This window comes from Ferdinandcohnia sp. SAFN-114 (genome assembly GCF_059415045.1).
In genome coordinates this window covers 22,479-29,175 of the sequence record NZ_JBPFDQ010000065.1, presented here as the reverse complement: position 1 = coordinate 29,175, position 6,697 = coordinate 22,479, and the positions used below count along the sequence as shown (strand labels likewise).

At 36.2% G+C, this 6,697-nt stretch carries 6 protein-coding genes; all 6 read left to right on the top strand.

Going from position 1 to position 6,697, the window contains the following annotated elements:
* Positions 1 to 529: GNAT family N-acetyltransferase (locus tag ACR65M_RS18790; protein WP_440274081.1), on the top strand; the 529-nt coding region annotated here is incomplete at its 5' end.
* A gap of 671 nt (positions 530 to 1,200) precedes the next feature.
* Complete coding sequence (locus ACR65M_RS18785) at positions 1,201 to 2,778, top strand: glutathione ABC transporter substrate-binding protein (protein ID WP_121445852.1); 1,578 nt, start codon at positions 1,201 to 1,203, stop codon at positions 2,776 to 2,778.
* Between the two features lie 83 nt (positions 2,779 to 2,861).
* Complete coding sequence (gene nikB / locus ACR65M_RS18780) at positions 2,862 to 3,785, top strand: nickel ABC transporter permease (protein WP_121445853.1); 924 nt, start codon at positions 2,862 to 2,864, stop codon at positions 3,783 to 3,785.
* Between the two features lie 12 nt (positions 3,786 to 3,797).
* Positions 3,798 to 4,694 (top strand): ABC transporter permease, encoded by an 897-nt coding sequence (locus ACR65M_RS18775; RefSeq protein ID WP_121445854.1) that lies wholly within the window; start codon positions 3,798 to 3,800, stop codon positions 4,692 to 4,694.
* Between the two features lie 15 nt (positions 4,695 to 4,709).
* The gene (locus tag ACR65M_RS18770; protein WP_440274080.1) at positions 4,710 to 5,699 is read left to right on the top strand and encodes an ABC transporter ATP-binding protein; all 990 of its coding nucleotides are present in this window, start codon (positions 4,710 to 4,712) and stop codon (positions 5,697 to 5,699) included.
* Positions 5,692 to 6,660, top strand: a complete 969-nt coding sequence (locus ACR65M_RS18765) for an ABC transporter ATP-binding protein (protein WP_341331317.1) — start codon at positions 5,692 to 5,694, stop codon at positions 6,658 to 6,660. Before ACR65M_RS18770 ends, ACR65M_RS18765 begins: the two co-directional genes overlap by 8 nt.
* Positions 6,661 to 6,697 lie beyond the last annotated feature (37 nt).

Below are 6,697 nucleotides of genomic sequence, written 5' to 3'. Positions count from 1 at the left end.
TCAAATTAATGAAAAAGTGTTAAATTTAATATGGATAGGTGTTTTATATATGTCTCATTTGGCTAGGTCAGTTCATACCTTGATTAAAATAATTGACATAAGTAATAGAAAAAATGCTGAAGATGTTTTAAACATTCAAATACCATCATATAAGGTAGAGGCAGAAATAATTGGTTCATATGAAATACCACCATTAAAGGATACAGTTTATACTTTGCAGCTTTGCGGAGAAACGTTCTTTGGTTATTATGAAAATGAAAAACTATGCGGAGTAATATCTATAAAAGTAGCAGAAGATGAAGTTGATATCCATAGGTTAATCGTACATTCAAACCATTTTAGAAAGGGAATTGCACAGTTGCTATTAAATTTCATTGAAACTAAGTTCGAGGTTGAAACAATAAAGGTAGCAACAGGTTCTAAAAATATTCCAGCAGTTAGTTTTTATAAAAAGAATGGATTTCAAACTATTAAAGAGATCATAGTAAATGAACAACTCTCCTTATCCTATTTTGAAAAGAAATTATAATCCTCTTATTGAAGTAACTGTGCGATAGACCAAGAAGGGTTATCGCCTGTTTTTGTGAATGTAAGATTGTACTTAAAGTAATGGGTGCGTTGATCCATGAAGGATTAATGCATCTTTTTTGTTGAAGTTACTAAACTAACGCTGCAGTTTAAGTGAATATCGAATATGGATATTATGTTAAAATCTGATAGTGCAACGGGGTGGCAAAAATAAAAAAAGTTCTTCAGCATTTATAGTTCAATTGTAATTCACTTAGTCTATATAGTTTGTTAGAAGGTAGTCGGTTATATAAAAACAAGAGTGAGAAAAAGAGAGAAACAATTCAAAATACGGCTGTATATAAAATATATTCAAAAAATTCACGTTTTACAAAAAAATACGTTGTAAACGTATAAAACTCAGGTTATAATAGCAATAAATTCCTAATTAATTTCACCAGTGGAGTAATTAAACTAAATATAGCCTGTATATTTAGTTGTTTGGGGATATTTTTAGTTATTTATTAACATGGTGAACTAAATTAGAAAGAATTTAGGATTACTCATATCGATGATTCTGGAAATTAACAGAGGAGATAGAAGTAATGATAATCATGATTTGTCAGGTGTACGGGGGAGAAATAACTACAACTAGACGAAATACCTGAAAAAAACAAACAAGGGGGAAGTCATTTGAGAAAGGAAAATTTTTGGAAGACGCTGTTGATTGTTTTAGTTTCGTCGGTATTGTTTGTAGGATGTTCTAGTAAAGAAAGTGGTGGGCAAGAGAATGATGGTGGAGATACCACCAAATCGGAAGCGAAAGAATTAGTAATAGCAGTGAATGAAAACTTCATCTCAATGGACCCACATGATACAGGAGATACAAATTCAGGATCCGTACAGTCTGCAATGTTGGAGGGTCTACTAGGTACTGATGAGGAAGGAAAGATTATTAATCTACTAGCTAAAGAACATACCATAAGTGATGATGCATTAACATACACTTTTAAGCTTCGTGAAGGTGTAAAGTTTCATGATGGTGAAGTGTTCAATGCCGAGGTTGTAAAGGCCAACTTTGAAAGAATAATCAACGATGATAGCCTTCGTTTAAGTAGTCGTGGATTTAATCTTGTGACAAATGTAGAAGTCGTAGATGACTATGAGATTAAAGTAACATTAGAGGAGCCTTATAGTGGAATGTTAACAAGATTTATTTCAGCTAAAATGCTGAGCCCTAAGCTCCTAGAAAAGGGAAGTGAGGAGATTGGTAAAAATCCAGTCGGTACAGGTCCTTTCAAATTTGTTGAATGGGTTCAAGGTGATCATTTAACAGTCGAGCGTTTTGACGAATATTGGAGTGAAGCAGATCGTGTGAAGACAATTACGTATAAACCTGTGCCGGAAAATGGTTCACGTGTAGCCATGCTAAAAACGGGTGAAGCTCACTTAATTTATCCTTTACCAAATCAAAACTTGAAAGAGTTGGAAGGGAATGACGACATAGTTATTCATAAAATACCTTCTACAATCGCACGTTATGTATCAATTAACACAATGAAAGAACCATTTAATGATCCTCGGGTTCGTCAAGCTCTTAACTATGCTGTAAGTAAAGATGCGTTTATTAAAGTAGTAAACGCAGGATTTGGATTACCATTAGATTCTATTATTCCTAGCAAGACACTACATTACCAAAAACAGGAAGTGTACGATCAAAATATTGAGAAAGCAAAAGAATTATTAAAAGAAGCAGGTTATGAAGATGGCTTTAAGGCGGAAATATGGGGAAATACAAACTCAGATACAATGAAAGGTATGCAATTTGTTCAACAACAATTAAAAGAAATTGGAGTTGATTTAGAAATAAAATCGATGGAAGAAGGAACACTTTCAAACGAGATTTACGGACCACAAACACCTGAAGAAGCCAAAGTACAAATGTGGTATGTAAGCTGGTCAGCATATCCATCTGACATTACAAATGCGACAAAACCATTATTCTACAGTGGGTCGTTCCCTCCGAATGGCGCCAATACTGCTTACTATAAAAATGATCAAGTGGATAAATGGATTGAAGAAGCTAATGTAACAGCAGATGAGAGCAAACAGGCACAATTCTATAGTGATATCCAATCAACAATCTATCAAGACGCACCTTGGATTTTCCTTGGAGTTGATGAAATCTTAGCAGGGACAAGAGCGAATATTGAAGGTGTGTTTGTTACTCCGACAGGCAGTATTAATGTAACAGATGCAAATCTAAAGTGAAAAAACAGTAAGTAATAGTAAAAAAGGGGCGGAGGGATGTAATCCCAATGCTTCTTTCCTTCTTATGAAAGGGGTTAGCAAATGTGCTCCAATATATTTTAAAACGGATCATCGAAATGATTCCTATCCTATTCGTTGTTTCGATATTAATCTTCTTTTTTACTCACTTAATCCCAGGAGATCCTGCAAGATTGGTTGCTGGTAAAGATGCCTCATTAGAAGAGGTGAATATCATTCGAGCCGAGCTAGGCCTCGATAAACCAATATTGGAACAATATATTACATATATGAGCAATTTGTTTCAAGGTGATCTAGGTACTTCCCTAAAAACTGGATTACCAGTTATGGATATGTTTGTTGATCGCTTTATGCCATCCATTTATTTGACTTTATTTAGTATGGTATGGGCGTTAATTTTCGGATTACTTATAGGTACCTTTTCAGCTGTATTTAAAAATAAATGGCCAGATTACTTAGGGATGGTTACGGCTGTATCTGGGATTTCATTGCCAGGTTTTTGGTTAGGGCTAATTCTAATTCAGATTTTTTCTGTTCAGCTAGGATGGTTTCCGACTGGTGGAGCAGAAGGATGGAAAAGTTATGTTTTACCCTCTATCACATTAGGAGCAGGAATAATGTCGATGCTCGCACGCTTTACTCGATCATCATTGCTTGAAACACTTAAGGCAGACTATATTCGAACTGGGCGTGCAAAAGGCTTAAAAGAGACAGTTGTTATTCCAAAACACGCGTTACGAAACTCACTAATTCCAGTGGTTACGATTGCAGGATTACAATTTGGATTCTTGTTAGGGGGATCTGTCGTAGTAGAGACCGTTTTTAGCTTTCCTGGAATGGGACGGTTACTAATTGATTCTATCTCATTTAGGGATTACCCAGTAATCCAAGCTGAGTTATTATTGTTTTCCATTGAGTTTATTCTTGTGAATTTATTTGTCGATATTCTTTATAGTTTTCTCAATCCGAAAATCCGTTATGTAGCATAGAGGAGGGTAGATATGGAAGTTTCTAGGGAAGTAAGTAATAGCAGTATCGTGATAAAAGAAAATAAGTATTCTCCAACAAAAGAATTTTGGAATAATTGGAAAAGACAAAAGACGGCATTTTGGGCAAGTATCTTTATTTTATTGTTAATAATAATTGCCATTATTGGTCCATACATTACTCCATACGATCCATATGAACCCAACTACAATGAAACATTACAAGGCCCCAGTAAGGAGCACTTTGCAGGAACAGATGAATATGGTCGCGATATTTTTAGTCGATTACTAGTGGGTGCAAGAATTTCGTTGAGTGTTAGCTTTCTTTCTGTATTGTTAGGGGCTATCGCAGGAACAATTCTTGGGCTATTAAGTGGTTATTTCGGTGGATGGTTAGATCGCCTCATCATGAGATCCAGTGATGTAATGTTCGCATTTCCGGATCTATTATTAGCTATTGCGATTGTAGCCATTTTAGGTCCAGGACTAACGAATGTGGTGATCGCCGTATCCGTATTTAGCATCCCTTCCTTTGCAAGATTGGTTAGAGGATCAACCTTAGAGGGGAAAGAAACCGTTTTTGTTGAAGCTGCAAAATCGATGGGGGCATCGCATTTTAGGATAATGTTCAAACATATTTTTCCTGAATCTCTTGGTAGTTTAATAGTCTTTATATCAATGAGGATAGGGACAGCTATATTAGCTGCGTCAAGTTTAAGCTTCCTTGGTTTAGGAGCAAGTCCAGAAACACCAGATTGGGGAGCGATGTTAAGTCTCGGGCGTGATTATTTAGGTACGTCCTCACACGTGGTGATGATGCCTGGAATTGCCATCTTTTTAACAGTTTTGGCTTTCAACCTTGTTGGAGATGGTTTACGTGATGTTTTAGATCCTAAAACGAAGAATGAATAAGGGAGTTTGAAGAGGATGGAGATGTTACTACAAGTAGAAGGACTTGAAACCGAATTCAAGAAGGAAAAACAAAAAATAAAAATCTTACATGGCGTGAACTTTCATATAAATAAAGGTGAGGTTCTTGGTCTTGTCGGTGAATCGGGTAGTGGAAAAAGCCTAACATCACTATCAATCATGAAACTGTTTAAAGGAACGACTGGTGAAATAAGTGGAGGAACTATTACATTTAATGGCCGAGATCTAACGAATAAATCTGAAAGTGAAATGAGAAAAATTCGTGGAAAACAAATTGCGATGATTTTCCAAGAGCCAATGACATCCCTGAATCCTGTTATGAAAATCGGGGAACAATTGATGGAGCCGATTAGACTTCATTTGGGATATAAGGAAAATCAGGCAAAGGAGCATGCAATCTCGATCTTACAAAAGGTAGGTATTCCACGTGCCGAGGAAATCATTTACGAGTTTCCGCATCAGCTATCTGGTGGGATGAGACAAAGAATCATGATAGCAATGGCGATTTCTTGCAATCCTCAACTATTAATTGCTGATGAGCCAACAACCGCACTTGATGTGACAATCCAAGCTCAAATATTGGATTTAATGAAACAGCTCCAAAAAAGAGAAAATATGTCAATGCTACTGATTACACATGACTTAGGTGTTGTGGCAGAGATGTGTGATCGAGTTGTTGTAATGTATGCTGGAAAAGTAGTGGAAGAGGCGGATGTGTTTGATTTATTTGAAAGCCCAAGACACCCTTACACGAAAGGATTAATCGGTTCTATACCAAAACTTGGTCAAAAAAGGGATAAACTTGATTCTATTAGAGGGAATGTTCCAGATCCTAGTAATCTACCAAAGGGATGCAAATTCGCCCCAAGATGTAACGATGCCATGCCAATTTGTTTTGAAGAAGAACCACCTGTTATGACACTAGAAAAAAATAGATCCTGTAGGTGTTGGCTATATAAAGAGGAGAGGGGGGACATTCTTGTCTAATACTCTTTTAAAAGTAGCTGGGTTAAAAAAGTCCTTTGAAATTCCCAATGGCATGTTTCGAAAAAAGAAAATGTTGAAGGCTGTTCATGATGTTTCATTCGAGATTCCTGAAGGTAAGACATTTAGCCTTGTCGGTGAAAGTGGGTGTGGTAAGTCAACAACAGGAAGATTGATTTCAAGGTTACTTTCACCAAGTGAAGGTGAAATTTGGATTGATGGAGAAGAAGTCTCTAAAAGAAAAGAAGCTCAGTTAAAAGCTATGAGAAAAAAGGTTCAAATGATATTTCAAGATCCATATGCCTCTCTGAACCCAAGAATGAAAGTACGGGATATCGTAGCTGAGCCTCTTGTTATTCATACAAATCTATCAAAAGAGGAACGAAATAAGCAAGTATCTGAAATTTTAGAAGTAGTTGGATTAAGCAATTATCACGCTGATCGTTATGCTCATGAGTTTAGTGGTGGCCAACGCCAACGTATTGGTATTGCTCGAGCACTTATTATGAAACCGCGACTCATTATCGCAGATGAACCAGTATCAGCATTAGACGTATCGATACAATCTCAAATATTAAATTTATTGAAGGATTTACAGGTTGAATATAACTTAACCTATTTGTTCATTTCACATGACCTAAGTGTTGTTGAACATATTAGCGACCATATCGGGGTTATGTATTTAGGAACGATTGTCGAGTCTGGACCGCAAGAGGTTATATTTTCTGAGCCAAAACATCCGTATACAAAAGCATTATTGTCCTCAATCCCGATTCCTGACCCGAGATTAAGGAGAGAAAGAATTATTTTACAAGGTGATATACCTAGTCCAGTAAATCCCCCTACAGGTTGCAAGTTTCATACTCGATGCCCAGTTGCTATGGATATTTGTAAAGTTACGGAACCTAAAGTAAAAAAAGGTGCAGAAGCAGATCATTTTATCGCATGTCATTTAGTAGAATAGTAGATTTAGCTTATTTTTAGTAAACAAAAATTAATAG